This window comes from Kitasatospora sp. NPDC092948, assembly GCF_044754805.1.
GTDB lineage: Bacteria > Actinomycetota > Actinomycetes > Streptomycetales > Streptomycetaceae > Kitasatospora.
Map to the genome: position 1 here is coordinate 268584 of NZ_JBIVPU010000004.1, position 22406 is coordinate 290989.

At 71.4% G+C, this 22406-nt stretch carries 38 protein-coding genes and 1 pseudogene; 4 read left to right on the forward strand and 35 right to left on the reverse strand.

Going from position 1 to position 22406, the window contains the following annotated elements:
• Positions 1-8 precede the first annotated feature (8 nt).
• The 16 genes from ACIQF6_RS14775 to ACIQF6_RS14850 form a co-directional block, all read right to left on the reverse strand.
• Complete coding sequence (locus ACIQF6_RS14775) at positions 9-443, reverse strand: hypothetical protein (RefSeq protein WP_400894372.1); 435 nt, start codon at positions 441-443, stop codon at positions 9-11.
• Positions 440-721 (reverse strand): DUF5403 family protein, encoded by a 282-nt coding sequence (locus tag ACIQF6_RS14780; protein ID WP_400894374.1) that lies wholly within the window; start codon positions 719-721, stop codon positions 440-442. The genes ACIQF6_RS14775 and ACIQF6_RS14780 overlap by 4 nt, the downstream gene beginning before the upstream one ends.
• Positions 722-724: 3 nt before the next feature.
• The gene (locus ACIQF6_RS14785; protein WP_400894376.1) at positions 725-1039 is read right to left on the reverse strand and encodes a hypothetical protein; all 315 of its coding nucleotides are present in this window, start codon (positions 1037-1039) and stop codon (positions 725-727) included.
• A gap of 2 nt (positions 1040-1041) precedes the next feature.
• Positions 1042-1434, reverse strand: coding sequence for a hypothetical protein (locus ACIQF6_RS14790; protein ID WP_400894378.1), 393 nt, complete (start codon positions 1432-1434; stop codon positions 1042-1044).
• A complete protein-coding gene (locus tag ACIQF6_RS14795) occupies positions 1431-2441 on the reverse strand; it encodes a glycosyltransferase family 4 protein (RefSeq protein ID WP_400894380.1) in 1011 nt (336 codons plus the stop codon). The genes ACIQF6_RS14790 and ACIQF6_RS14795 overlap by 4 nt, the downstream gene beginning before the upstream one ends.
• The gene (locus ACIQF6_RS14800) at positions 2441-3397 is read right to left on the reverse strand and encodes a phage major capsid protein (protein ID WP_400894382.1); all 957 of its coding nucleotides are present in this window, start codon (positions 3395-3397) and stop codon (positions 2441-2443) included. Before ACIQF6_RS14800 ends, ACIQF6_RS14795 begins: the two co-directional genes overlap by 1 nt.
• Before the next feature lie 24 nt (positions 3398-3421).
• Positions 3422-3904 (reverse strand): hypothetical protein, encoded by a 483-nt coding sequence (locus ACIQF6_RS14805; protein ID WP_400894384.1) that lies wholly within the window; start codon positions 3902-3904, stop codon positions 3422-3424.
• 9 nt (positions 3905-3913) lie between these two features.
• On the reverse strand, positions 3914-4903 hold the full coding sequence (locus ACIQF6_RS14810; RefSeq protein ID WP_400894386.1) for a hypothetical protein: 990 nt from the start codon (positions 4901-4903) through the stop codon (positions 3914-3916).
• Complete coding sequence (locus tag ACIQF6_RS14815) at positions 4890-6332, reverse strand: phage portal protein (protein ID WP_400894388.1); 1443 nt, start codon at positions 6330-6332, stop codon at positions 4890-4892. The genes ACIQF6_RS14810 and ACIQF6_RS14815 overlap by 14 nt, the downstream gene beginning before the upstream one ends.
• A 16-nt stretch (positions 6333-6348) precedes the next feature.
• Positions 6349-7998, reverse strand: coding sequence for a terminase (locus ACIQF6_RS14820; protein WP_400894390.1), 1650 nt, complete (start codon positions 7996-7998; stop codon positions 6349-6351).
• Positions 7998-8501, reverse strand: a complete 504-nt coding sequence (locus ACIQF6_RS14825) for a hypothetical protein (protein WP_400894392.1) — start codon at positions 8499-8501, stop codon at positions 7998-8000. Before ACIQF6_RS14825 ends, ACIQF6_RS14820 begins: the two co-directional genes overlap by 1 nt.
• A 12-nt stretch (positions 8502-8513) precedes the next feature.
• The gene (locus ACIQF6_RS14830; RefSeq protein WP_400894394.1) at positions 8514-9104 is read right to left on the reverse strand and encodes a DNA primase; all 591 of its coding nucleotides are present in this window, start codon (positions 9102-9104) and stop codon (positions 8514-8516) included.
• 256 nt (positions 9105-9360) lie between these two features.
• Positions 9361-9645 (reverse strand): HNH endonuclease, encoded by a 285-nt coding sequence (locus ACIQF6_RS14835; protein ID WP_400894396.1) that lies wholly within the window; start codon positions 9643-9645, stop codon positions 9361-9363.
• Between the two features lie 59 nt (positions 9646-9704).
• Positions 9705-10049 (reverse strand): DUF6221 family protein, encoded by a 345-nt coding sequence (locus ACIQF6_RS14840; RefSeq protein ID WP_400894398.1) that lies wholly within the window; start codon positions 10047-10049, stop codon positions 9705-9707.
• Between the two features lie 19 nt (positions 10050-10068).
• Entirely contained in the window at positions 10069-10272 is a 204-nt protein-coding gene (locus ACIQF6_RS14845) for a MerR family DNA-binding transcriptional regulator (protein WP_400894400.1), read from the reverse strand.
• 179 nt (positions 10273-10451) lie between these two features.
• Positions 10452-10712: a hypothetical protein gene (locus ACIQF6_RS14850; RefSeq protein ID WP_400894402.1), complete on the reverse strand. Its 261-nt coding sequence runs from the start codon at positions 10710-10712 to the stop codon at positions 10452-10454.
• Positions 10713-10821: 109 nt separating this feature from the next.
• Here ACIQF6_RS14850 and ACIQF6_RS14855 point away from each other — a divergent pair, with 109 nt between their 5' ends.
• Positions 10822-11007 (forward strand): hypothetical protein, encoded by a 186-nt coding sequence (locus ACIQF6_RS14855; RefSeq protein WP_400894404.1) that lies wholly within the window; start codon positions 10822-10824, stop codon positions 11005-11007.
• Positions 11008-11392: 385 nt separating this feature from the next.
• Here the strand turns inward: ACIQF6_RS14855 and ACIQF6_RS14860 are convergent, their stop codons facing one another.
• The 19 genes and pseudogenes from ACIQF6_RS14860 to ACIQF6_RS14950 all read right to left on the reverse strand — a co-directional run bounded on the left by ACIQF6_RS14860 (position 11393) and on the right by ACIQF6_RS14950 (position 20080).
• A complete protein-coding gene (locus tag ACIQF6_RS14860) occupies positions 11393-11995 on the reverse strand; it encodes a hypothetical protein (protein WP_400894406.1) in 603 nt (200 codons plus the stop codon).
• Positions 11996-12017: 22 nt separating this feature from the next.
• Positions 12018-12173 carry a hypothetical protein gene (locus ACIQF6_RS14865; protein WP_400894408.1) on the reverse strand — a complete coding sequence of 52 codons (156 nt, stop codon included), beginning with the start codon at positions 12171-12173 and terminating at the stop codon, positions 12018-12020.
• Complete coding sequence (locus ACIQF6_RS14870) at positions 12170-12484, reverse strand: hypothetical protein (protein WP_400894410.1); 315 nt, start codon at positions 12482-12484, stop codon at positions 12170-12172. Before ACIQF6_RS14870 ends, ACIQF6_RS14865 begins: the two co-directional genes overlap by 4 nt.
• 53 nt (positions 12485-12537) lie before the next feature.
• Complete coding sequence (locus ACIQF6_RS14875; protein ID WP_400894412.1) at positions 12538-12786, reverse strand: hypothetical protein; 249 nt, start codon at positions 12784-12786, stop codon at positions 12538-12540.
• Between the two features lie 3 nt (positions 12787-12789).
• Complete coding sequence (locus ACIQF6_RS14880) at positions 12790-13047, reverse strand: hypothetical protein (RefSeq protein ID WP_400894414.1); 258 nt, start codon at positions 13045-13047, stop codon at positions 12790-12792.
• 29 nt (positions 13048-13076) lie between these two features.
• On the reverse strand, positions 13077-13676 hold the full coding sequence (locus tag ACIQF6_RS14885) for a hypothetical protein (RefSeq protein WP_400894416.1): 600 nt from the start codon (positions 13674-13676) through the stop codon (positions 13077-13079).
• Positions 13677-13705: 29 nt separating this feature from the next.
• Positions 13706-14473 (reverse strand): hypothetical protein, encoded by a 768-nt coding sequence (locus ACIQF6_RS14890; RefSeq protein WP_400894418.1) that lies wholly within the window; start codon positions 14471-14473, stop codon positions 13706-13708.
• Between the two features lie 3 nt (positions 14474-14476).
• A complete protein-coding gene (locus ACIQF6_RS14895; RefSeq protein ID WP_400894420.1) occupies positions 14477-14767 on the reverse strand; it encodes a hypothetical protein in 291 nt (96 codons plus the stop codon).
• A 27-nt stretch (positions 14768-14794) separates the two neighbouring features.
• A complete protein-coding gene (locus ACIQF6_RS14900; RefSeq protein ID WP_400894422.1) occupies positions 14795-14962 on the reverse strand; it encodes a hypothetical protein in 168 nt (55 codons plus the stop codon).
• Positions 14963-14979: 17 nt separating this feature from the next.
• Complete coding sequence (locus ACIQF6_RS14905) at positions 14980-15453, reverse strand: HNH endonuclease (RefSeq protein WP_400894424.1); 474 nt, start codon at positions 15451-15453, stop codon at positions 14980-14982.
• Between the two features lie 8 nt (positions 15454-15461).
• A pseudogene (locus ACIQF6_RS14910) lies at positions 15462-15869 on the reverse strand (single-stranded DNA-binding protein); the annotation flags it as partial.
• Between the two features lie 32 nt (positions 15870-15901).
• Entirely contained in the window at positions 15902-17230 is a 1329-nt protein-coding gene (locus tag ACIQF6_RS14915) for an AAA family ATPase (RefSeq protein WP_400894426.1), read from the reverse strand.
• Positions 17230-18048, reverse strand: a complete 819-nt coding sequence (locus tag ACIQF6_RS14920; RefSeq protein ID WP_400894428.1) for a hypothetical protein — start codon at positions 18046-18048, stop codon at positions 17230-17232. Before ACIQF6_RS14920 ends, ACIQF6_RS14915 begins: the two co-directional genes overlap by 1 nt.
• A gap of 89 nt (positions 18049-18137) precedes the next feature.
• Positions 18138-18503, reverse strand: coding sequence for a hypothetical protein (locus ACIQF6_RS14925; protein ID WP_400894430.1), 366 nt, complete (start codon positions 18501-18503; stop codon positions 18138-18140).
• A complete protein-coding gene (locus tag ACIQF6_RS14930; protein ID WP_400894432.1) occupies positions 18503-18646 on the reverse strand; it encodes a hypothetical protein in 144 nt (47 codons plus the stop codon). The genes ACIQF6_RS14925 and ACIQF6_RS14930 overlap by 1 nt, the downstream gene beginning before the upstream one ends.
• On the reverse strand, positions 18643-19095 hold the full coding sequence (locus ACIQF6_RS14935) for a hypothetical protein (protein ID WP_400894434.1): 453 nt from the start codon (positions 19093-19095) through the stop codon (positions 18643-18645). The genes ACIQF6_RS14930 and ACIQF6_RS14935 overlap by 4 nt, the downstream gene beginning before the upstream one ends.
• Positions 19092-19445, reverse strand: coding sequence for a hypothetical protein (locus tag ACIQF6_RS14940; RefSeq protein WP_400894436.1), 354 nt, complete (start codon positions 19443-19445; stop codon positions 19092-19094). The genes ACIQF6_RS14935 and ACIQF6_RS14940 overlap by 4 nt, the downstream gene beginning before the upstream one ends.
• A gap of 117 nt (positions 19446-19562) precedes the next feature.
• On the reverse strand, positions 19563-19829 hold the full coding sequence (locus tag ACIQF6_RS14945) for a helix-turn-helix domain-containing protein (protein ID WP_400894438.1): 267 nt from the start codon (positions 19827-19829) through the stop codon (positions 19563-19565).
• Positions 19826-20080, reverse strand: a complete 255-nt coding sequence (locus ACIQF6_RS14950; protein WP_400894440.1) for a helix-turn-helix domain-containing protein — start codon at positions 20078-20080, stop codon at positions 19826-19828. The genes ACIQF6_RS14945 and ACIQF6_RS14950 overlap by 4 nt, the downstream gene beginning before the upstream one ends.
• 155 nt (positions 20081-20235) lie before the next feature.
• Between ACIQF6_RS14950 and ACIQF6_RS14955 the strand changes: the two genes are divergently transcribed.
• From ACIQF6_RS14955 to ACIQF6_RS14965, 3 genes are all read left to right on the forward strand, one after another.
• A complete protein-coding gene (locus ACIQF6_RS14955; protein WP_400894442.1) occupies positions 20236-20778 on the forward strand; it encodes a helix-turn-helix domain-containing protein in 543 nt (180 codons plus the stop codon).
• A 111-nt stretch (positions 20779-20889) separates the two neighbouring features.
• On the forward strand, positions 20890-21072 hold the full coding sequence (locus ACIQF6_RS14960) for a hypothetical protein (protein WP_400894444.1): 183 nt from the start codon (positions 20890-20892) through the stop codon (positions 21070-21072).
• Between the two features lie 69 nt (positions 21073-21141).
• A complete protein-coding gene (locus ACIQF6_RS14965) occupies positions 21142-22404 on the forward strand; it encodes a hypothetical protein (protein WP_400894446.1) in 1263 nt (420 codons plus the stop codon).
• The last annotated feature ends 2 nt before the right edge of the window (positions 22405-22406 follow it).

Genomic DNA, 22406 nt, shown 5'->3' on the forward strand with positions numbered 1-22406 from the left:
CCTCCTGGTCAGGGGGTGGATGCGGGGCGGGCGGTGAGTCGGACCGTCGCCTGGAAGCGGAAGGTGGCGGCGTCGGGAGCCGGCGGGACGCCGGTGCGGAGCTCGGCCGGCAGGGTGCTGCCGTCGCTGAAGTGCGACAGGTAGCCGCCGGCGTCCGCCTCGGCGTGCTGGCGCATGCACGCGTCGTACAGGCCTCGCCAGGCCCTGCGGGCGATCTCGGACGCCTGCGGCCGGGCGGCGGCGAAGATCTGGAGGTCGACCAGGGCGGCGACCACCCCTCGCGGGTCGACGGCCGCCGTGCCGGGCAGGGTCCGGGCGACGACCAGCGGCAGCCGTCGCGCCCAGTCGTCGGGCATCAGCGTCATCACCGTGACGCCGCTGCCGAGTTCGGCCGTGAGGGCGCCGCGGACGAGCGCGTCGACGTCGGGCGGGAGCGCGGTCACAGGCCGGCCTCGATGGCGTGGATGCCCTCCACCCACCGGCCGGACGGGGTGTGGTGGCCGTAGTTGATCGCGAGGATCGCCGGGTCGGAGATGGACACGGTGGAGTCGACGCGGTCGACGACGACCGCGATGGAGGAGGCGAGCGCCCCGGTGCGGGTGTGGGCGGCGACGACGGCCTCCACCCGCGCGGCGCGCTTGCGGAGCTCGGCGGCGACGGCGGCGCGGACCGCCGGCAGGTGCGCGAGGCGGCGGGCCATGTGTGGGTCGAGACTGGCCACGGCTCACCTCCTGCGGATCAGCGCGGTGTCGTGCCGGGTCCGGGCCGACCCCCTGTGGCGCTTGGGCTCGCCGACGACCGTCCAGTCCCGGTCCTGCCACACCACTCGCGACCACGGCCCGGCCGGCAACTCGCGGGCCAGGACCCGGTACACGGTGACGTCGACGTAGCCGAGCTGCGCGGCTTCCTCCGACGTGGAGGGCTGCACCCGGCACCGCACGGTCAGGGGCGGCCCCTCGGGGCCGCGGGTGCCGTCCGGGTGCACGGGTCCGGCAGGGTGGACGGTGACGGTGTCGGGGCCGTCGTCGAGCAGCGACACCGTCACCACCACCCCGGGTCGCACGGCGCTGCCGCGATGCGGCGGGTGGCCGGCGTGATGGTGAACGCGCCCTGGCGGACGGTCAGCATCCGGCCCTCGTCCGGCAGCAGCGCGAGGTAGCCGGACGCGGCGCCGGCGGCGAGCTGGTACTGGTAGTCGCCGTCCATCTCCATCCGCAGTCCCTCCGGGTTGCGGGCGATCCGGGCGACCATGCTGGCCTCGACGTAGTCGACGGTGTCCTGCGCGAGCGTCCCGGCCGCCACCCGGGCCGGCAGGTCCGGGTAGAGGCCGAGCAGATGGGCCTCGGCCTGGACGATCAGCGCGCCGATCTGGTCGTCGGTCAGCGGCGTGCCGGACGGGCACAGCGCCTTGACCTGCGCGACGGTGGCGGTCACCCCGTCACCCCCCTTCGTGACGCGAGGTCTTCGACGGCGTCGCACCAGGCCGCCAGGTCGGCGGCCGGGTCCAGCTCGGCGGACCGTTTCAGCGCCCGCTTCGACGCGGCCGACCAGGCCTTCGGGGCGAGCAGGCGGCGGATCTCCGACTCCCACGCGCCCACGTCGCCGCGGTCCGCGAACACCCCGGCGGCGCCGAGGGATTCGGCGAGACCCGGGGCGGGGTGCGCGACGACCGGGATGCCGGACGCCATGGCCTCCACCCCGACCCGGCCCCACGACTCGTACGAGGAGGGCATCAGGATGATGCGGGACCGGGCGTACACCCGCTCCCGCATCAGCGCGCCGGGGGTCTGCGGCAGCAGCGCGACGTTGTCGGGCACCACCGCGGGCACCACTTGCTCGCCGTACGCGCCCTGCACCGCCAGGAAGCCGACGTCGGGCATCCGCTCGGCCAGCTCCCAGAACAGCCGACCGCCCTTGGCCTCGCACAGGTTGACCAGGGTGACCCGGTCGCCCGGCGCGGTGGCGTAGTCCGCGGCGGACACCGGCGGCCGGACGACCAGTCCGGCGGGCGCCGCGAGGCCGCGTTCCGTGTAGAACTCGGCGGCCTCGGCGGCCGTCCACTGCGCGTTGTACACCGCCAGGTCGCACCCCGCGGCCGCCTCGAACGACGGCTGGTGGGTGTTGTGGACGACGGCGACCGTCGGCACCTGCCAGGTGCGGCCGTACTCGGCCAGCGCCGGAACGCCCTCCAGATGCCCGATCAGGACGTCCGCCGCGCGGCCGGCGTCCGGGAAGTAGGAGCTCTGGAGCGGGTGGACCTGGACGTCGTCCACGTCGTAGCGGCCGGGCAGCCCGGCACCGTACCGGTGGAGATGGACCTGCACGTCGTGCCCGCGCGCGGCCAGCGCACGCAGCATGCCGTGCAGCGCCCACTCGGCGCCCGCGTTGTGGTCCGGCGGGTAGCCGTGCACCCGCGCGACGACCCGCAGCGGGCCCGCCATCAGGAGCTGCCTCCTGCGGCCACGTACTTGACGAACGCGTTCTCGTCGCCGATGACGAACCCGAAGTACGCCTCGCACAGCAGCAGGACCAGGTTCTCCTGGAACGCGCTGTGCCAGTTGCCGTCCGCGTCCTTGTAGTTGGCCTCGGTGCTGATCTTCATGGTGATGTCCATGCCGACGCCGTAGGCGCACTGCGACCAGTCGCCGCCGAGCATCCGCAGGCCGGTGTCGGCGCTGGTCGACTGGCGCACGAGCTTGCCAGAGATGCCCCGGGAGTAGGCCAGCGGCAGGCCCATCAGGGAGCGGCCGCCGGCGGCGCCGGGCCCGAGCGAGGTGGTGGTGTCGACGAACAGGGGGCGGCCGTTGTTGTCGACCGAGCCCAGCAGGGTCGGCCGGAGGCGGGGGTCGGCGACGTAGCCGGTGGTGTCGTAGTTGTCCTCGATGACGAGCGCCTCGCCGTCCACCAGGTCCTTCCAGACGCCGCCGTTGGTCTTCGTGGCGGTTCCGAGGGTGACGGAGTTGGTGGTCTCGGCGAGGTAGTCGGCGAACGGTCCGGCGTTGCCCTGCGGCGTCTTGCCGTGGATCGCGGCCAGGTCGAACGCGCGGGACAGGGCGACGGGCAGGTCCTGCTGCACCTGCGAGTACAGGCCAGCGGCGTTGGAGCGGACGACCTCCTCCGACATCGGCAGCAGGACCGCAACCTTCTTGCCCGACATGGTCTTCACGCCGATGGTCTCGGTGCCGGTCGGCTTGGAGCCGCCCTCGGAGACCCATCCGGCCTGGGGGACGTCCATGCTGACCGGGATCGCGGTCTGCGCGGTCATGGCCAGCGGGATGCGGCGGGCGAGCTGCATCACCGCGCTGCCCTCCGTCGTCCGGTTGAAGATCGGCTCGCTGATGGTCGGCGGCAGAAGCGTGGCGTTGATGCTGCTGAGCTTGACGGGTGCGTCAGCCATGGTGCCCTCCTGGGGCTTCGGGCCCTAGGCGAGGGCGTTGGTGATGAGCTGGGCGAACTGCTGGGCGGGGTCGGTCGGGGCGGGCTGTCCGCCGCCCTGGAGCGGGTCCGGGGCGGGCATGCGCGGGCCCGGCGCGGGCAGCAGCGCGGCGAGCGCCTTCGCGTCGGCCTCCATCGCGGCCGCGTCGGCGCCCTGGATACGGGCGACCAGCGCGTCCGGCAGGCCGTGCTGGCGGCCCAGGCGTTCGCGCGTCGCGGCGAGCTCGGCGGCGGCGGCCCGGTCGGCGGCGGCCTGGAGGGCCTGCTGGGCGGCGGCCGGGTCCGGCGCGGCCGCGAGCTGCTGGGCAGCGGCGGCGAGTTCGGCGGCGCTGGCGGTCGCGGCCTGCTGGGCGGCCGTCAGCTGTCCGGTCAGCCCTTCGAGGTGGGCCCGGGCCCAGTCGGGGAGCTCGGCGAGCTGCTCGGCCGTCGGCACGGCAGACGGAATCGGGTCGGGCGAAGGAGTGGACACGGGGCCTCCTCAGGAGCGGCGATTGGTGGGCAGGCCGCGACGCCGGACGGCCAGGCGGCGGGCGGCGACGGCACGGTCGAACGCGCGCCGCACGTCCCTGCCGGTGCGGCCGTCGCTCGCCTCCTGCCACAGGTCGCGCCAGGCGACGGACCCGGCAGGCATGTGGTCGGCGCGGGAGTAGACGGGCACGATCTGGCAGTGGCACAGGTCGTGGTACTTCGTCAGGTCGTCGAGCGACACCGGAGGGCCGCCGGCGAACAGCGCGCTGTCGCGGCTCTTGTACACCGCTCCCCGGGAGGCGAGCATCGCGCAGAACCCGCACGGCGAGCTGTCGGTGACACGGGCCCAGCCGACCACCCTGCCGTCGGCGCGGGCGGACTGCTCGGCCAGGGACCGGCCGCCGCGCAGCACCTCGCGGTCGGCGGCGCCGCCCACGGTGGCCGCGCAGTCGCGCATCATGTCGTCGAGTTCGGCGAGGAACTCGGCGTCGTCGAGACGGCCCCGGCCGTGCAGAGCCTCGGCGGCGTCGAGACGCTGCTCCGCGTGCACGGGACCGGTGACCCACAGGCTCGTACGGGCGGCGTCGTCCATGGACTGCTCGTCGGGCTCGGGCCAGTCGAATTCCTCGACCGGCACGACCCGGGCGTCCTGCGGGCGGGCGTGGGGCCGCTCACCGGCCAGCGCGGCATAGTCGCTCCTCAGCTGGCCGATCGTGGTCCTGCGCGCCGGTGGGCCGGATCCGGCCGGCGGGAGCGTGCTGCCGGTGGCGTACGCGCGATGCAGCCGGGTGTAGGAGACGGCGAGGCGCTCGGACGCGCCGCGGGCCGACCGGATCCGGCCCAGCGACGAGTCCAGCCACGGCCCGGCGGAGAGCGCCGGCGCACCGGCGTGCACCATCTGCTGCCAGTCCGCCATCACCCCGGCAGCGGCGCGCGCGCCGATGCGGGCCTGCGCGATGCGGTGGGAGTCGGTCAGCGCGGCGGTCTCATCCGCCGGCACCGACGCCCACCTCCCCCGGGACGGGGGCGGTCTGGAGCCGGTCGAGCGAGGCGGCCAGGCGCGCGGACGGGTCCGTCTCCTGCCACAGCTCGGCGATGCGCTCCTGCTCGGCGACCGGCAGGCCGAGCGCCTCCGGCCCGTACGCGGGCGGGAACACCCGGCTCGCAACCATCTTCTGCACGTAGTCGGCCTTCGCGGCCATCGTCGGCGTCGCCGGATCCCGCCACACCACGGCCAGGCGCTCCAGCCCGGACGGAGGAGTGCCCCGGTAGGCGATCCACAGGGCGAGGCGCATCACCTGCTCCCACGCGCCGCTGAAGTTCCGCATCCGCCGCTCGCAGTTCTTCACCAGGCGGGCCTCCTCCGCGCGGATCGCGTCGGCCGAGCTCGGGTTGTCCGCGCCGGCCGCGAAGTAGCTGAGGGGCACGCCCTGGAGGGAGGCGGCGAGCTTGCCGTAGGTGAGGATCGCCGTCTCGAAGTTCCTGAGCTCGGCGGCGGTGAACTGGCCCGCTGTGGCCTGCTCGTTCGCGAGCGCCCACACCTTGCCGAGGTAGGACTCCCAGGCCGGCACCGGGTTGCCGTCGGCGTCGACGAAGTCCTCTGCGGACGCGCCGAGGACGTAGCGCTGCGGGACGGCCTGGAACTCCGTGGCGATCTGGAGGTTCGTCAGGGCCCGGCAGCAGGCGTCCGCGACGGGGATCACCCGCAGCATCTCGGAGCGACCGGCCCGGTAGGAGGTGCGCGGCCGGTTGATCAGCGGCACCACCGGGATCTCCGGCAGGTCCGAGTAGCTGCGGTCCACGACCGTCCAGCCGCCGTCCTGCATGCGGACCAGCTGGATCGTCAGCCCCGGCCGCGGCCAGAGTGTCGCGGCAGAGGACTGGCCGAAGCGCTGGAACTCGGGCCGGTCGACCTGCCGCGGATCCTGCACGAACCGGGCCGCGGCCATCACCCGGCGGGTGGCCGGCGAGCGCTCGTGGATCATCCACTGCGGACCCTCGACCGTGATCACCGGATCCCCGAACGCGGACGCGCCGACGACGACGTAGGAGCGGCCCATCGTCAGCGCGTCGAGGTGCCCCATCTGGGATTCCTCGTCCAGGTTGTTGGCCTGCCAGAAGTCCCACAGGTCGTCCGACGGGGCGTCACTCGAGGACGCCCGGAACCCCTCGACGTCCAGGCGCTCCTCGACCGTGTCGACGGCCTGCGCGGGCCACGCGATCACGGTGGTCAGCGGTTCCCACCCCGGCGGCACGTTCAGGCCGATCGAACGCATGTACCGGTCGGCGTCGTAGTAGCGCTGGAGGACGTCCAGGCCGCCCTGCGACGCGGGCGCGTTGCGGTTCTGCTGGAGCCGCATCCACAGCCGGTCCAGCAGCTGCTGCTCGTCGACGGTCAGCTGGTCCGGCATCAGGAGAGGAGTCGCCATGCCGGCCTCCTCTCGGTCAGCGGAGCACCAGCACAGTGCGGCGGGTGACGTTCTTCGACAGGGCGTCCAGGCGGCACTGCCAGGCCAGGGTCGCCGCCACGGCGGCGTCGATCTTCCGGGCGCTGTCCGGGTGTTCCTTGCGGATCTGCAGGCCGGAGCGGGATTCGGAGCGGCGGGCGTTCAGGACGTGCCGGGTCAGCGCCGGCCCGGTGTGCGTCAACTCCCGATCCACCACGGCGTCGTGGAACGCGCGCAGGGCACGGACGATCAGCGACGCCCGGCCGCCGGTCATCCACCACTCGATCGGGTGCGAGCCGGTGCTCTTGACCTTCAACTGGCGGCCGTACTTGGCCTCCCAGCCGCGTACGTGGCTCTCCCACTTCGCCGGGTCGGCATACATGCCGATCACCTTCCAGCGGGCGAACGCGGCGTCGACCTCCGCCAGCACCTCGGGCACCGGGACCTCCCAGCTCTTCCCGGCCGGCCCCGACGGCTGTTCCCAGACCCGGACCTCGAACAAGTGCCCGTCGGATACGCGGCAGCCGACAAGGGCGGTCGCATCGGTGACGCCCCGGTTGCGCCGGCGCGAGCCGTCGAACCCGAGGACGATCTGCTCACCCGGACCGACCACGACGTCCGGCGCCGCGCACCCGGCCCACTCCGGCTGGCTGATCCAGGAGTCGGTGGCGTGGGTGATCTGGTTCAGGAAGTCACTTCGGAGCACCTGCGGGTCGTTGCTGGTGTCCCAGAAGTCGCCCACCAGGCGGTCGATCGGCGACCATCCGGGTGCGCAGGGCGGTTCGTGCAGCACACACCCGTCCTCGTGGTCCGAGGAGTCCCCGTAGGCGTACCGCAGGCCCGCCACGAGGGACTCGCGGTCGGTCGGGTCGGTCTCCGGCGGGGCCTCGCGGTGGTCGACCAGCAGGCCGTCGCCGCGGGTGCGGCCCTCCTGGATGGCCTTCCAGAACGCGAACGACTCCTCCGCCACCGATCCCATGCCGGGGATGTAGGCGTTCGGGGACTCCAAGGTGGAACCTCCGATCTTCGCCGCGTTCGAGCGGAGCACCTGGGCGAGGCGGATGCCGCCGTTGGCGCGCATCCACTCCTCGGTCTGGTCCATCACCACGAACGCGCCCGGGTTGCCCTTGCGGCTGGTGGCCGAGCTGGTCACCTGCTCGACCCGGCCCCGGGGCAGGTTCACGAACGAGTCGAGCGGCTCCAGGCCCGGATACTCGTCCACTGCCGGGCCCTCGCGGAGCATCTCCAGCAGCGGCACCCACGTGTTGCGGGTCTGGTCCTCCGACACGGCGGCGACCTGCACCAGCGGGGTGCGTACCCGCTCCCAGCCCATGCCGACCGGCTCGCCGTCCGCGTCCCATCCGTCCGGCACCACCGGGCCCAGCGCCTCCGCGCAGGCAATCGCCGCCAGGAAAGGAGACTTGCCCCAGCCGCGTGGTCGGGACAGCACCCCGCGCCGGATCGCTCGCTTGCCGGTGCCCGGGTGCAGCTCGTAGTAGCGCAGGACGAACTCGGCCTGTTCGCGGGTCGGGATGAACGGCTCGTACTCCGGCCGGTCCGGCGCCGCGAGGTAGGTCATCATCCAGTCGAGGACCTGCCAGCCAAGAGTCGGCAGCTCGCCCGGGTAGGACGGCCCCCGCCACGGCATCAGGAACCCCCGGCCGCAGGCCCCTTGCCGTCGCCGGACGACGGCAGCACCCGCAGGTTGCCGTAGCGCTCGCGCGCGGCCTGGGCCCCGGAGGAGCCGCGGCCGGCATCGGCCTGGTCGGCCTGGGCGAACTGCATCCGCAGCCTCGCCCTGTCCTCCATCGTGGCACCGAACTTCGCGACCCGGAGCCGTAGTTCGGGAGCCGCCGAGGAGTCGCCCGACCACACCTTCGCATGGATCAACGCGGTATCGAGGAGGAACTCCCAGTCGGTCGAGCTGAAGTGTTCGGCCTGCGGGGACCGGCGCCAGGTGTCCCACCACTCGCGGGTGCGCGCCGGCCAAACGAACTCGACCAGGCCGCCGTCCTCACCCGCGTTGATCCGGAAGTCCGGCAGCTCGGGCGCTTCGGCCTGCTCGAAGCGCAGGATGGTCTGGGCGGCCTGGTCCTTGTTGCGGCGGGCTCGACGGCTCGGGTCCTTCGGGGCGGGGCCGGTACCGGCCACGGCGACCACCCCCTATCGCTGGACGAGTTCCTCGATCAGATGCTGGATGCCGCCCAGGCGGGCAGGCGAGCCCGGCCAGCGACGGCCCGTCACGGTGATGTAGCGGCCCCGGTCGTAGACCTCGATGCCGCCGCCGTCCGGCAGCTTGATCCGGCGTCCGTGGCCGACGTTGCCGCGGCCCCACACGTGCAGACCGCGACCGGACGGGGACACCTCGATCCACGTCGCCCCGGCCGCCGCGACGATCCGCTCGGCCCAGCCGGTCAGCCGGCCGTCCGCGTCGATCGCGCCGTCCAGGTCGATGCACGCGATGCCGTCGCCTGCGAGGACGAATCCCTCGCCGACACCGGCCTGCGAGGCGCGCACCGCGCGGCGGGACGACCACGTCCGCGGACGGGTGCTCGCCGCCGGCTTCCCGGACGGGGTGAGCGGCGCCTTCCGCGCGTCGTGGCGAACCCAGCGGTCGCAGCGCGCCAGCTCGGCCGGCACCGCGCGACGAGCCCGGCACGCCGCGGTGCGGCACCGGCCCGAGCAGTAGCGGGCGTCGCGGCGCGCCAGCAGCGGCAGCTCGCCGCCGCACCGCTCACACGCCCTGGTCACCATGCCGCCAGTCTATCGGACTGTAACGGATCCAGGCCAGTGACCTGCATGAACTGATCTGGCGGGGTGAGGGCTGGCGGGGCGTCGGTCCGGATCAGGCACCCCCGAGGAGGCCCTGGGCGGGGGCACCGCCGGCCCGGCGCGGCATCAGCCGCGCGCGGGGCCCTCCCGGATCCCCAGACCCGTACACGCGGCGAGCGCCTATACGCAAAGCGGGGCGGGGGTCCGGGGGGAGGGGCCTCCCCCACCCTCAGGGAGGTCAGGTCAGCCCGGGATGGCGCTCGGGCGGCCGGCGTCGGGTGGGCCGGTAGGCCCGGCGGGTGGCCGAGCCGCCTTCGCTGCTGGACTTGGCCCGGTGGCAGGGGGTGCAGATCGCGGCGAGGTTGGTGTCGCTGTGGTCGTCGCCGCGGCGGATGTGGTCGACCTCGCGGGCGCGTCCGCCGCAGCGGTAGCAGGTGTGCCGGTCGCGGCGGAGGATGCGCTGCCGGATGGCCGGCCAGTCGGCCGGGAGGCGGCCCCGGCGGGTGCTTGTCGACCAGGCCATCATGCCTCCGTCCAAGTAGGGAGCGGCCCACCGTGGGGGGAGGGCGGCGGGCCGCTGGTCTATGCGCCGGGCGCCCACTCGGGCCGGCAGCCGGGCCGGTCGACGTACGGCAGGGCGAGCAGTTTCAGGCCTGCCAGTACGAGACCGTCCCGGCCGCAGTCGCAGGTTCCTCGGCGCGTCTCGTCCGGGCACCTTTCGCCTTCGCGCTCCTTCGTGGCGGCGCCGCAGGTGTACCAGGGGTCCTCGCAGACGGTGTGGGTGGTGTCGAGCAGCAGGGTGATCAAGCCCCGCTTGGACGTGACCTGGGTTGCGGCCCAGCTATCGGGAACGCCTCCGGGGTCACGCTCGTCGGCGGCCAGCTGCTCGTGCAGGAACTCCGTCAGTTCGGTCGTCGCGTCGTTCACGGCCCCAGCCTTCTGTGGTCTATGCGGCGGTGGGGAGTTGGCGGCCGGCGCGCTGGCGGGTGCGTGCTTCGGCGCGGGCGACGGTGAGTTGCCGGTAGAGGGGGCGACCGCGGAGGTCGAGTCCGTCGGGGGTAATGAGGCCTCGGCGCTTCCACTGGCGGATGGTCGAGGGGTCGACACCGCACAGGGCCGCGGCTTGGGGTCCGGTGAGCAGGGGGTCCATGGTCACCTCCCGGGAACGCGAAAGGGCCCGACCGGAGTCGGGCCCTTCGTGACGTGGACGCACGTGTAGTGCTGGCAACAGCGTGACACAGCGGCGGATCTTGCGCAAGCGGCCACGCGGCGGGCGCCCGCTCGGGCCGGCGGCCGGGGTGCGACAGGCCGAGCGGGGGAGCGACTTCCTCAAGAGCGACTGGCAGCGCTGATCACGGTGTTCGGTGCGAGGTGCAGCATCTGCACCACCATGGTCTGCGATGCCCTGGCCTTGTACTGGTAGGCCATCATCGCTCGTTCGGCGAGGTCGCTGTAGGTGTCGCCGGCGTAGGTCGCCATCGTGTCTGATGCGGTGACGGTGTGGGTTCTGCCGCTGTACTCCCATGTTCCGGTGATCATCCAGTACCAGTCCGGTCCCTGTTCGGGGTCCGGGAGTCGCGTTGTGGTCATGTGGTCATCTTCTCGCGGGTGGAGTGGCGGTGGGTGCGGATCTGGATCAGTACTGGTCGTCTTCGGACAACTCGGCTGCTGTGGCCCGGAGTTGGGTCAGGGTCGCCCCATGACCACTCCAAGTGAAACCAACTGGCGCGGCACTCCCGAGACGGCAAGGCAGGTGGCGCAGAACATCATCCACGACACCGTCGTGGATGGGTACGACGGCAGCGCCGGGCCGATCATCGCCGCGGCCAACAACCTCGTGAAGCAGGCTGCCGATCGTGAGCGGCGGGCGAACGGCACCGCCTAGTCGCCGACATGATCGAAGTACCCTCCGGCGCTCTCGCCGGAGGGTACTCGCTGCTTCAAGCACTCGCCTTGAACTCCCTGAATCTCCGGCTGGCGGTGGCCTGACTCACCCCGCAGGTGGCGGCGGCCTGACGAGTCGAGTCTCCGCGTCGCCAACAACGGTGGAGCGCCACCAGCGTCGATTCATGGCCCTCCTGTTGGGTCTGACTCAGGGGTGACTCGGCGAGCTCAGGGCCGCCCTGCGGGGGCATGGTGGTGCGGTAGACGTACGGGGAGCCGAGGGCGCTGGCTATGGCGGATCGCAGCTCGTCCGGGGACATCGTGGGCGGATGCATCATGGGTGCCTCGGGAATCAGGTGGGGTGAGTCACCCCGCGGCTGGGTGAGTCAGGCGGCGGTGGCGAGGTTGGTGTACTCGTCCCGGCTGACGACGGCCCAGCAGTCGGGGTTGGCGCATTCGCGGTAGCCGTCGGTGCGCTGGCGCATGGTCAGGAGTCGGCAGCGGGGGCAGGGGATGGTGACGGGCTGCCAGAGGGTGGAGGTTCCGCCGGCGGTGCGGTCGAGGGCGCGATGGGTGGCGCGGACGTCGTCGGCGAGGTCGTGGGCGTATTCGCGGCCGGCGGCGAACTCACAGTGCAGCAGCAGGCAGCCGATGGCGGTGCTCGCTGCGGATTCGCGCCATCCGGCGGGGTGTAGCTCGCGGCTGCCGGGTGGGACCCAGCCGGTCCAGTCGTTGGCGGCCCGGCGGTCCCAGATGACGTAGCGGGCCCAGCCGATGAGCTGGGTGGGGCCCGGGTTGCTGTCGTGGCGGGGGCCGAGGAGGTCGAGGGCCTGGAGGTTGAGCGGCAGGGGCGCTTCGGTGCGGCCGCCGGAGACGTGGCTGGTGTGGGGGGTGCTGCCAGGCACCAGCGCGAGGTGGGTGCGGACGAGGAGTTCGGGGAGTTCGGTGAGGTGCTGGCGGAGCTGGGCGGTGGCGGCGGGGGTGAGCATGGCGGTCTCCTCGTGGCGCTGGTCAGCGGGTGCGGCTCTTGCGGGTCTTGCGGGCGAGCGCCCGGCGGGCTGCGCGGTTGGGTTGGGGCTCGGGCTGGCCGTCCTCGACCAGTTGCTCGACGGACCGGGTGACGGTCTCCCAGGTGATGCCGGGTCGGCCGGCGCGCTCGCGGGTCACGACGGCTCCTCCTCGCCGGGGCGGCCTTCGCGGCGGAGGAGGGTGAGGGCCTGGTCGGAGTGTCCGGCCTCGATGAGCCGAGCGGCGCGGGCCATCTCGGCTCGAAGCCACCGGTTCTCGGCGATGCGATCGGCATGGGCGTGGTCGTGGTTCACATCGGCGGCGTAGATCGCGGCGGCGATGGCGGCGGTCCAGGCGGCGCGCTGCGGGTCGGGGAGCTGGTCCCAGGTGGGCATGGGGCTGCCGAGGTGGTTCAGGCCGCTGGTGGCTGTGGCGTAGGCCTCGTAGGCAGTGCGGACAGGGTCGGTCACGGTGTGCTCCTCGGGTTCGGGCCGGCCGCCCGATGTAGACGGCCGGCGGGTGGTCAGTCCTTGGTGATGCCGCCGAAGCGGGCGCCGTTCTGCTGGATGGTGCCGCCGTTGATGACCTGGACGGCCATGTTGCTGCCGGTGAAGGTCGGGCCGTTGTTGATGTTGATCTCGCCGACCTCTCCGGCCTGGACGGCGATCTCCGCGGTGCCGGTGATGGTGTTCTCGGTGATGCTGCCGGTCGCGGTCGGGATGGGCGGGTCGAGGGCGATGAGCGGCGCGAGCGGCTCGTCGGGGATGGCCACGGGTCAGCCCTCCTGGCTGGTGAGGTAGGCGGCGGTCTCCTCGACACCCTGCAGCCGGGCGGCGTGGTGCAGAGCGGTGGTGACGTACTGGTTGAGGCGCGCCAGGTTGCCGGCCAGCGAGAAGGCGGCTCGACCGGCCTGCGCGTCGGTGTGGATGTAGCGGGCGGCGTCGGCGACGCGTTCGATCTCGCGGAGCAGGTCGGCGCGGTCTTCGGCGATCTGGCGGCGGGCGAACTCGGTGGCGAGCTGGCGGTCGGTCATGGTGGTCTCCGTGGTGTGGTGGCGGGCCGTCAGGCGGCCGGGGAGGTGGTCTTGCGGTACTTCGCCTTGTCGTCGCGCTTGCAGGCCGCGCAGTACGCCGAGCCGTTGGGCTCGATCCGGCCGTGGATGTCCTGGTCGTGGCCGGACCGCTGGCACGTCTTGGATCGGGGCCGGGTGCCGAGGACGGTGCGCAGCGCGGCGCGGTCGCGGGTGCGGCGCGGAAGGTCGTCGATGTGGTCGGGTGCGATGCAGTGCCGGGTGCCGCAGCCCGGGGTGGCGTAGCCGATCGGGTCGGTGCCGTGCTTGATTCGGTAGGCGATTCGGGCGGCGGTGTAGGTCTGGCCGGAGTGGCGCATCACCGGGGTTCCGCTGGTGTGCTGCCGCTCGCCGGTCCACTCCAGGTGGCCGTCGGGCAGTTCGCGTACGCGCTGCTGCCACTTCTCCTCGACCGTGAGGGTCTGGATTCTGCCGGCGGGCAGGGAGGGGATGTTGGCATCGGCGCGGATCTGGCGGACCTGGCGGCGGTCCATGTGGAGTTCGTTGGCGATGGAGGCGGTGGAGCGGCCGGCGGTGGCGAGTTCGATGACGCGGGCGTGTTTGGCGGCGAGTTGGGCACGGGACGGGGGCATGCAGTGCTCCAGGGTTGTGTGGCGGGTCGTCAGCGGGCGTCGTGGGCCGCGCTGGGGGCATGCGGCAGCTGCGAGTCGGGCCATGCCCCGACGCTGGCGGCGTGCCAGCCATCGTGGCTGGGTTGGCGTTCGCAGAGGTCGCCGTCGGTGACGGGGTGGGGTGCGTTGCAGCGGGGCATCTGGTCCACGGCGGCCTGAAGTTGTTCAACTGCCTCGATGGCGCGGTCGCGGCCGTGTGCGGCGGTGTCAAGACGTTCGTGTGTGGTGCGGGCTCGATTGCGGGCGGAGTGCCAGGCGGCGTGGTAGATGCCGCGTTCGGTGGCGAGCCGCTCGTTCTCGGCCTCCAGTTCGACGATGCGTGCGAGTGCGGCGTCGCGCTGCTGGGTGGCCTTGGCGAGGGCGGGCCGGATCTCGGGGGCGATGTCGCGGGCGATCCGGCGCGGGGTGTGCTCGTCCTCCCAGTCCCAGCCGGGACCCCACAGCGGGTTGGCGACGGTGTCCTCGACGTCGATGTCGGTGTCGATGTCGTCGCGGTTCAGGGCACGGATCGCGGCGTCGCGGCAGCGGGTCATCTCGGCGAGCTGCTGCTCCAGCTCCTGGACGCGGGCGATCAGCGCGGGCACGTCCCGGCGGGCGTGGGCGATGAAGGTGGCGTTCGGGTTCGGGTCGGTTGCGGCGGTCTGGGCCACGGTGCGGCCCTCGAGGTCGTGGACCATTCCGTCGATGTAGTCGGGGTACCAGGGGCCCTTGGTGGCTGCGTCGCAGCGGGCCTGGATGGCGTCGAGGGGCCGGGTCATCGGTCAGTCCTCCAGCGGGAGCGGAGCGCCGGTGCCGGCGGTCGCGATGCCATCAGCCGGGTCGTCGAGGTAGCCCTCGCGGATCAGCAGGGCCCGGAACTGGTCGCATTCGTCGCGGGCCCGGTAGAGGTCGAGCATCTCGTCGGAGCAGACATCGACGATCGCGTCGGCAACGGTGGCGGCGGCGCCGAGGAGCTCGGCGGTGTCCAAGACGTCGCAGTCCGGGTCTGCGTGCCAGCTGAGGCTGTCCGCGAGGATGTAGATGGTGCGCTGGTTGGCAGTCAGGTCGGGCATGGTCATCTCCCTTGACGTGGCGGGTTGTCAGCTCTGTGCGGCCTGGCGCTCGAAGTGGTCCGCGAGATGCCTGAGGATCTGGACAACCTGAGCGAGCGGGACCTTGCCCCTTACATCTGCGACGCTGTCCTTGTCGACGGTGATGATGAGCGGGTAGTCATCGGTGCAGATGACCTTGACGTCGAAGTCGGGCACGGGTTCCTCCGGGAGAGTCAGGCGGCGGGCTGCTGGAAGCCGAGCGGGTCGACACGGGCGCGCTCGGCATGCACTGCAGCGGCGGCCTGTTCGGGGGTGTCGTATGTGCCCAGATGGTGTGCGCGGCGGTGGCGCTTGAGCTTGGCCACGTACCGCTTGCTACGGGTCGGGTAGACGCCGGTGGGCAGGTCGCGCTGCTGGAGCGTGCGGTTGAGGTTCGACTCGGTGGGGGTGACGAGCCGCAGGTTCGCGCGCCGGCAGTCGAGCCGGCTCCGGTTGATGTGGTCGACGATCCGGCCTTGCTGGTCGCCGGCGTTGATTCCCATGACCCAGCGGTGGAGCAGGGTACGCACGCCGTCGTCGTAGATCTGCGCGTAGCCGTGGGACCCGATGGAGATGCTGCGGCCGGCAAGTCGGACGGCGTCGGCCGGGTCGACGAGGACGGTGACGGTGGTGCCACCGGCGCTGGCGAGAAGTTCGACGCTGTCCATTAGTACGTCCCGCCGGTCGAGGCCCAGTTGGTGCCGGTGGTCGTGTTCTGCTGCCGGTTGGCGCGGGTGACCTTGGCGGTTGCCGAACGCAGACTCGGGCCTATTTCATCGACCTCGACCTCGAACACGGTCCGCTTCACGCCGCCCTTGTCGTACGAGCGCTGGATGAGGCGGCCCTGCACGATGACGCGCATGCCACGCTGGAGGCTCTCGGCAAGGTGCTCGGCAAGCTGCCGCCAGGCGTTGCAGCGGAGGAACAGGGTCTGGCCGTCCTTCCACTCGTTGGTCTTCTTGTCGAAGGTGCGCGGGGTCGACGCGATGCGGAAGTTGGCGACGGCAGCGCCGGCCGGGGTGAAGCGGAGCTCGGGGTCGTCGACGAGGTTGCCGACGAGGGTGATGACGGTGTCTCCGGCCATGAGTGATCTCCTTGTTGGTGCTGGTTGGCTTGTCAGGTCAGTGCGCCGGTCGGGGAGTGGCCGGTGTAGGGGTCGGCGTCGATGGGGCGGTAGGACCGCCAGGGCCAGCCGCCATCGGCGCCCTGGCAGATGTGGGTGGGCCACTGACGTTCGTCGCGGGCACCGCGCCAGGGGATGATCTGGCGGCCGCGGTCGTCCTGAGCGGTGCGCTCGTCGGCGACCGGGCGGAGGCCATATCCGAATTCGGGCCATCTGAGCCACAGGGAGCTGCCGACAGGGCGCAGGGCGCGGGGGCCGAGGTTGCCGCCCTGTGGGGAGTGGGCCTCCATGGAGATTGAGCAGCCGGCGGTGGCACGGGCCTCGTCGAGTACGACGGTGACGGCGCGGGCGAGTTCTTCGGAGTTGGGGTCGCCGGCGTGCAGCCGGTAGATCGGGCCGACGATCAGCAGGTCAGGCATAACCTCCTCGACGCGGCGCATCAGCCAGGCCCGGCCGTCGGGGCGGGTGAGGTCTATGCCTTCGGGCCGGAGGTCGATGTGGAGCTGGCCGCGGCGGACGGGGGTGCGCTGGCGTTCTGCAACGTTCATCAGGCCGCGGTAGTGGCGGGCGGACTGTCGGGCGGAGTTCTCACAGTCCAGGACGAGGACGCGCTTCGGGCCGAGCTGGTTGGTCTCGTGGCCGAATGGCAGAACCCCAGCAGCGGTGCACACGGCGAACTGCCGTTGGAGGACGGATTTGCCTCCGCCCTCACCGGCGGTCCAGATGATGCGGTCGGTGTGCTCGAGGAGACCGGGCAGGACCCAGTCATAGGTGCCGTGGTCGATGGCGAGGAAATCATGGATGTCGAGGACGGGGGAGTCTTCGGCGGCGCGGCCTGCATCGCGGACGTCACGCAGTCGGGCGACGGCGTGCTCGGCGAGGGCGGCCGCGGCATCGTCTCCTCCGGCGGGATCGAAGGCAGCAGCGGCAAGTTCACGGCCAGCCTGGATGAGCTGGCGGCGGAGGGACAGTGCGCGCAAATGGTCGGCGAGCCAGTCGGCGCTGGCGGCGATGGCTCCGGCCTGAATGCAGGTGTGGAGGTAGTGAGCGCCACCGATGCGGGCGAGGTTGCCATCGGCCTGGAGACGGTTGGCGACAGTGATCGGGTCGATCGGCTCGCCGGAGTCGAGGAGCGCGGTGTAGGCGCGGAGGATGGTGGCGTGGGCGGGCCGGTAGAAGTCGGCGGGGGCGATGGCGGTGTCGCGGAGGACGCGGCGGGGATCTCGGGCGAGAGCGACCAGGCCGACGAAGGCCTGCTCGGCGGTGAGGTCATGGGGTTCGGCGTGGAGGAGCTGCTCGTCCTCGTCGTCGGGGTGAGTCATCAGAAGATCCCTCGGTCTGCGTAGCTCTGGGGCTGTTGCGGGGCGGGCTGGGCGAGTTCGTCGTCGTAGCGTTCGCTGTTGAGCCAGGTGCTGGGGTGCGGGATGAAACGGGGCTCGGTGCCGGCGGTGATCCAGAAGGCGGCGTGCCGGGGGGCAGCGGTAGCGATCGATGCGGGGTCGGCTCCGCGCTTCAGCGCGGCGGCCCAGGCCTTTCGGGCGGCGCCCTTGCCGACCTTGCGCGGGTAGGCCTTCCAGAAGGCTTCGAACAGGTCGACTGCAGGGTCGGGTGTGGCGCGCGCGGCGGGAGAGTTCTCTCTCTTGAGGGGGTTGAGGGGTAGGGGTCCGGATTTCCCGGACGCTATTGGGCTCAAATCCGGACCCAAACTCGGGTTAGCGTCCTGAGGATCCGGACCCTGTGGGGCCTCATAGCGTCCTGAGGATTCGGACCCTGACGAGTTGTTAGCGTCCGGGAAATCCGGACCCTGTGAGTTGGTAGCGTCCTGAGGATCCGGACCCTGTCCGTTCCGGTCGAGCACGGCGAAGACGGGTATGCGGTAGACGGCGCGGCGGCCCCGACGGCCAGCCTCGACCGCCTCCAGAGCACCCTTGGACTTGAGCGCCTTGAGCACGTCGTACCGGCTGGACCGAGACGGGATTCGCATACGGCGGACCGTGTCGGGGTCGTCCTCGATGCCCGGCCAGCAAGTCCGGGTGCCGTCGTTGGCATCTTCCGCCAGCACGGCGAGAACCCATGCCTCGCGGTGCGTCAGTGTCGAGGGCGCATGGTCCATGACCTCGACGATCAGGCGGATGCCCACTGCGGTCCTTCGGGTCGGTGCGGGAAGGTCGGGTTGGTGGCCCGGGGCGGGAGCGGTGTCATCCCCGCCCCGGGCGGTCTGGCGGGCTGTCAGGCAGTGGCTGCCAGGTCGGGGGCTCCGGTCGTCTTCGTCGGGCCGGCCGCGATGAGCGCCAGCTCGGCGGTGTCGTAGCCGAGCGCATGGTCGAGCTGGCGGCGCAGGCCGTCACGGTCGCGCTGGAGCATCCGGACCTGCCCCTGGAGGCGGTCGATCTGCTCGATCAGCTCGCGGTGGCTGCTGGAGAGCGCGGCGCAGGTGCTCTGCAGCTCGGCCTGTACGGTCTCGGCACAGGCGGCGAGCCGGCCGTTTGCGGTGGCCTGCACGCGGGTCTCGGCACGCGCGTCGGCCAGCTGCTTGCGCAGCAGCCGGAGCGTGCGGTCGGCCTCTTCCTGGCGGCGGGTGGTGATGATGCGCATCACGGCTCCTTGGGGCGCTGGGTCGGGGTGTTGGAGCGGATCTCGGCATGGAGGCGCCGGGCTGCGCGGCGGCGCTGGAGGCGCGGCAGGGCGAGCAGGCCGGCCATGGCGACCAGCGCGGCGGCGACGATGAGGGCGATCACAGGGCGCCCTCGGCGCGGGCGAGCGCCACCGCGGCGGAATAGGCGAGCCGGGTGTCCAGCGACCAGTCCGCCGGGTCGCCGTGCTGGTCGATCCAGGACGCGCACAGCTGCTGCTCTGCGTCGGTGTGGACCTCGCGCACCGGCAGCGGGACGACCGGCTCCCAGGCGCTGGCGTACACCGGCATCTCAGCCAGTGCCGCGGTGTGGTCGATGAGGACGACGCGGCAGGTCCTGCCGTCCTTCAACGTGGTGTCGTACGTGGTGGTGCCGAAGCCGAGGGCCGCCGCGAGAGCCTGCACCGCGCGGTGGCCGCCGTCTGCGCCGAACGGAGGGTCGGCGTGCAGCGTGCCATCCGGGTCGACCTGCCAGCGGCTCGGCGTCGCGGCCAGCTCGGGGTGGGCGTCCATCAGGGCGTGGAGTGCGGCGATGGTCGCCAGGGGCCCGGTCACGCGGCCACCGCCTGGTGGCGCGGTGCGGCTCCGGTGGGGATCGACGCGGACAGGTCGATCGAGACATCCGCGATGACCGTGGTCATCGTCCACACCCGGCGCGGTCCGGACGGCGTCGAGTCAGTGGTGACCTCGATCCGGGCGACCCCGAGAACCAGACGCAGCCAGGCGTCGAGGGCGTGCAGCGCGGAGTCGTCGGCGGACCGGAGCCGGCCGGTGATGCGGTCGCCCATGACGCACCAGGTCGGGGCGATGTGCTGGGGGACACCGGCGATGGCGGCGCGGTGCACCACATCGGACAGGACGCTCAGCGCCCCGGCCTGGTCCTGCAGTTCGGTAAGCTGGCCCATGGCCTGCTCCTTCTCGTTCTTGGGATGGTTGATCGCGGGCCGATGGGCCTCTGCTGCGGCATCCGGGTGCGATCCGGGTGTTTGCCGGCGGGGGCCCGACCCATGCCATAGGCCGCGTCAGGCGGCGCGGCGGCGGCCGCGCGTGGCCGGGTTCACGTCACCGGCCTGCTGGATTGCGGCGATGTGGTCCAGGCGGAATCGGATTTTTCCGCCCGGCTTGGTGTGCGGGATCTTCTTGGCGTAGGCCATGTCGAGCAGGGTTCGCTCGGACCAGGGCAGCAGGCCGAGAGCGACCACTTCCGCCGGCGTGTACAGCCGGAGCCGCTCTTCGGCAGTGAGCCTCGGCGGGTCAACGATCAGTGGCGGGGCCATGGCCAGCGTCACGACAGTTCCTCTCGGTTGATGGCGGCAACAGGAACACCGAGAGCAGTCGCGATCCGGCGAAGCGACTCCTGCCTGGCCCGGGCCTTTCCCCTCTCAACTTTCGAGATGAAGCCTGGGCTGAGCCGAGCCTTGGACGCCACGACGCGGAGGCTCAAATTTTGAGACTCGCGGATGGTTCGGATTGCTGTGCCGTTCGGTGTCACAAGAGGAGCGAACCACGTCGAGTCGCAAAGTTCAAGAGCAAAGTCCACGGGAACTCTACGATCAGACTCGTGAAGTTGACTATCAGTCCATGGCGTGTCCGTGGCTGATGCAACGGGAGGCAGCAGGTTCTAAGCCTTAAGTGCAGGTCAAAAGGCTGGATCTGGTCGTGAAGGTTGCACCCGGCTAGGGCATGATGTGCTTCATGGATCGAGACTGGAAGCGGTTCGGCGTGATGGTGGAAGCCGGACGCCGCCGTCTGGGTTGGACCCAGGATGACCTGGCCAGGGAAGCTGACATCAGCCCGTCGACTGTTTTCACCATGGAGCGTGGCATTCGAACGAAGCCAGCGATCCTGTCGACCCATCGCGTGGTTGCGCGGGCGCTGGGCTGGATGGACGGAAGTGTCGAGAAGGTCCTGGCTGGCGGTTCTCCGGAGCTGACGACCCATCGGGCGGACTCGGAGGCATCTCGGTCAGCTGGCTCGGTCGAGGCCAGCGTTGAAGCTGGCGTCGACACCCTGCTCGACGACCTGACCGTGCGTGTGAGGGGCGCCCTGCTCGGCGGCCAGGTCGTGGATGCCACCGCGGTGCCGATGGGCGAAGGTGACGTCATCCTCATCTGGAAGGCCGGCGAGAAGCAGAAGCTGACTGCGGCTCAGCAGCGCAAGTTGGAGCAGCAGTGGCACCGCTTCCAGCGTGCTGCCCACGACATCCTCGCGGACGACGAGGAACAGCAGGATCAGTAGCGCCCGGCTCGACACGCCGTTCGAACGCCAAACGCATGTGCCAATCGTGTGACAGAATTCCGCTACCTGTGGAGGGGGGTCATCCCAACCAGGTAAGGGGGTGGTCCGCCCGTGCGGACCCTGCGCGTCCAGATCAACCCCGGCAGCGCCATCGCCGTGCTCTACCGTCAGGCCGGCCAGCAGCCGGAGCTCCACCTCAATGCCGAGCTGGTCACTGACGAGCAGGCTGCCGAGTTGGAACGCCGACTCAATGCGGACCCGGACCTGCTGGCCGCGCTCGGCCTGGTCGCCTAGCACCACCTCTGTCGGCATGGCGGGGCCACGAACTCAGCGTGCCCCGCCGGCCGAAGACAAGGAGGGGTGATGGCCTACGCGGAGAAGGTCTATAAGGTCCGCAACGGCAAGCCGACGAAGCAGTACACGTGGCGGTCGCGGTACAAGAAACCCGATGGGACTACCGGATCCGAGCCTGGCTTTCCCACCGAGCGCACCGCGATCGAATGGGGTAGCGAGCAGGAAGCGGCTATCCGCGCCGGCCGGTGGATCGACCCGGACCTCGCCCGGGCGCTATTCGGCGAGTGGACGCGCACATGGATGGCTGCAAAGGCACCCCGAGGCCGCACCGTCGGCACTCGGTGGGAACTCCTCGAGGCCCACATCCTGCCGAAGTGGGAGCATGTGTCGATCCAGTCCATCACGTGGTTCGACGTCGAGAACTGGGCCAACTCCCTTGCGTGCGACGACTCCACCGCTACGAAGTGCGTCACGCTGATGTCGCAGATCCTCACCGGGGCCGTCGATGCGAAGCGCCTGTCCGTCAACCCGCTGTTCGGCCGGCGGCGGTCGCGACCGGCGGCGATCAGAGCCGAGTTGGATGCCAAGGAGCGGCGTCAGGAGGAGCTGTGGGCACCCCCTGAGGTGGTGCTCCAGATCGCCCGGCGGGTCGGGCGAGGCGACGGGATGCACATCATCGCCACCGCGTTCAGTGGCGTGCGCTGGGGGGAGAGCCTCGCACTACGTCCCAGCAGTCTGGGCGAGCGTCGCGAACCCCTCGATGGGGATGTGTTCACGTGCCCAGTGCTGTACGTGCGCGAGGAGGTCGCTGAGTACCAGCAGCGTGATCCGGCGACCGGCAAGGCGCTCGGGATGGTTCTCGCCCTGGAGCCGCTGAAGTCGCGGACGTCGCGCCGGGACATCGACCTTCCGCCGTTTCTTGCCGAGCTCCTGTGTGATCACGTGAGCACTGTGAAGAGCGAGTTCTTGTTCATGACCGCCTCCGGGGCGCACTGGCGCCGTGGCAACTTCGGTAGGCAGGTGCTGCGTCCCGCTGCTGATGGGCGCAAGGCGCTGAATGCAACCAAGGGGCACGCTCCGCGCTCGGCTTGGGAACCGATCATGCCGAACCTGACGATGCGGGCTCTCCGGCACACCCATGACACGTTCCAGGCTCAGATCGGTGTCGCGCCAGCGTTGGAGTACGAGCAGGCTGGGCATGCGCGCCCCGGAATGAAGGGCGTCTATCAGCACCCCACTCCGGAGATGAGGCAGGCTAGGCTGAAGGGGCTTCAGGGCATCTTCGAGCGGGCGATGGCGAACCTGGGGTGGGAGAGCGTCTGGGAGAGTTGATC

Excerpts from the sequence above, each read along its gene's own strand:
- ACIQF6_RS14835 (WP_400894396.1), bottom strand. The coding sequence starts at position 9,645 with ATGGCCTGGTCGACAAGCACCCGCCGGGGCCGCCTCCCGGCCGACTGG.
- ACIQF6_RS14830 (WP_400894394.1), bottom strand. The coding sequence starts at position 9,104 with ATGGTGACCAGGGCGTGTGAGCGGTGCGGCGGCGAGCTGCCGCTGCTG.
- ACIQF6_RS14850 (WP_400894402.1), bottom strand. The coding sequence starts at position 10,712 with ATGACCACAACGCGACTCCCGGACCCCGAACAGGGACCGGACTGGTAC.
- ACIQF6_RS14915 (WP_400894426.1), bottom strand. The coding sequence starts at position 17,230 with ATGACTCACCCCGACGACGAGGACGAGCAGCTCCTCCACGCCGAACCC.
- ACIQF6_RS14895 (WP_400894420.1), bottom strand. The coding sequence starts at position 14,767 with ATGCCCGACCTGACTGCCAACCAGCGCACCATCTACATCCTCGCGGAC.
- ACIQF6_RS14955 (WP_400894442.1), top strand. The coding sequence starts at position 20,236 with ATGGATCGAGACTGGAAGCGGTTCGGCGTGATGGTGGAAGCCGGACGC.
- ACIQF6_RS14815 (WP_400894388.1), bottom strand. The coding sequence starts at position 6,332 with ATGGCGACTCCTCTCCTGATGCCGGACCAGCTGACCGTCGACGAGCAG.
- ACIQF6_RS14820 (WP_400894390.1), bottom strand. The coding sequence starts at position 7,998 with ATGCCGTGGCGGGGGCCGTCCTACCCGGGCGAGCTGCCGACTCTTGGC.
- ACIQF6_RS14885 (WP_400894416.1), bottom strand. The coding sequence starts at position 13,676 with ATGCCCCCGTCCCGTGCCCAACTCGCCGCCAAACACGCCCGCGTCATC.
- ACIQF6_RS14800 (WP_400894382.1), bottom strand. The coding sequence starts at position 3,397 with ATGGCTGACGCACCCGTCAAGCTCAGCAGCATCAACGCCACGCTTCTG.
- ACIQF6_RS14890 (WP_400894418.1), bottom strand. The coding sequence starts at position 14,473 with ATGACCCGGCCCCTCGACGCCATCCAGGCCCGCTGCGACGCAGCCACC.
- ACIQF6_RS14905 (WP_400894424.1), bottom strand. The coding sequence starts at position 15,453 with ATGGACAGCGTCGAACTTCTCGCCAGCGCCGGTGGCACCACCGTCACC.
- ACIQF6_RS14965 (WP_400894446.1), top strand. The coding sequence starts at position 21,142 with ATGGCCTACGCGGAGAAGGTCTATAAGGTCCGCAACGGCAAGCCGACG.
- ACIQF6_RS14855 (WP_400894404.1), top strand. The coding sequence starts at position 10,822 with ATGACCACTCCAAGTGAAACCAACTGGCGCGGCACTCCCGAGACGGCA.
- ACIQF6_RS14925 (WP_400894430.1), bottom strand. The coding sequence starts at position 18,503 with ATGCGCATCATCACCACCCGCCGCCAGGAAGAGGCCGACCGCACGCTC.
- ACIQF6_RS14880 (WP_400894414.1), bottom strand. The coding sequence starts at position 13,047 with ATGACCGACCGCCAGCTCGCCACCGAGTTCGCCCGCCGCCAGATCGCC.
- ACIQF6_RS14860 (WP_400894406.1), bottom strand. The coding sequence starts at position 11,995 with ATGCTCACCCCCGCCGCCACCGCCCAGCTCCGCCAGCACCTCACCGAA.
- ACIQF6_RS14940 (WP_400894436.1), bottom strand. The coding sequence starts at position 19,445 with ATGGGCCAGCTTACCGAACTGCAGGACCAGGCCGGGGCGCTGAGCGTC.
- ACIQF6_RS14795 (WP_400894380.1), bottom strand. The coding sequence starts at position 2,441 with ATGGCGGGCCCGCTGCGGGTCGTCGCGCGGGTGCACGGCTACCCGCCG.
- ACIQF6_RS14845 (WP_400894400.1), bottom strand. The coding sequence starts at position 10,272 with ATGGACCCCCTGCTCACCGGACCCCAAGCCGCGGCCCTGTGCGGTGTC.